The sequence below is a fragment of the Roseivivax isoporae LMG 25204 genome (assembly GCF_000521865.1).
Classification (GTDB): Bacteria; Pseudomonadota; Alphaproteobacteria; order Rhodobacterales; family Rhodobacteraceae; genus Roseivivax; species Roseivivax isoporae.
This window is the reverse complement of record NZ_JAME01000144.1, coordinates 1-678: the sequence shown is the minus strand read 5'-3', so window position 1 is coordinate 678 and position 678 is coordinate 1. Positions and strand designations below refer to the sequence as shown.

1 protein-coding gene is annotated in these 678 nt (G+C 70.1%); it reads right to left on the bottom strand.

Going from position 1 to position 678, the window contains the following annotated elements; all coding sequences use genetic code 11:
* Positions 1–678, bottom strand: a 678-nt coding sequence (locus RISW2_RS25255) for a hypothetical protein (RefSeq protein ID WP_043775892.1), incomplete at both ends; no start/stop codon positions are given.

Genomic DNA, 678 nt, shown 5'->3' with positions numbered 1-678 from the left:
TCCAGCCGGCATTGGCGCTCTGCGTCGTCGACTGCAGGGTGCCCGCGATGTTGGCGTTGGTGACCTTGAAGGCCCCGGTGACCGCGGTGTCGCCGTCGAGGACGATGTTCTCGCCCCGGACGAGGAAGTTGCCGGTGATCTCGGTGTCGCCGTCGAGGCGGATGTAGTCGCCCCTGATCCGCGCCGTGGTCACCGGGGCCCCGCCGTCCGAGACCCGCACGAGCGACAGGACATCGCTGCCGCCGAGGCTCCAGACGAAGCTCTCGCTGATCCCGTCCAGTGTCGCCTCCGCGATGGCGGTGGCACCGGCGAGCGCCTTGACGTCGCCGTAAGTAGCGCTGATCTCGGTGTTCACGGCCGAGACGGCTTCCGTGGCCGTGACACGAGTGGCGGCGAGCGTCGAAATCTCCCCCTCGGCATCCCCCACTCGAGCCGTGAGTTCCACCAGGTCCGAGGACAGCGCCGTGAGCGTGCCGCCCTGTTCCGTGACCGTGGCCGAGAGACCGGAGAACGCCGATGCGTTTCCTGCGATGTCGGAGGACAGCTCCGCCTCGAGCGAGACGATGCTCTGCGCCAGCGCCTCGTCCGCATCGGCACGCACGCGCCGCTCGGTCTCGACTGCGGCCGCCGTATCGCCGACGCGCACTGCGAGTGTCTCGCGCGCGCCGGCCTCGGCCG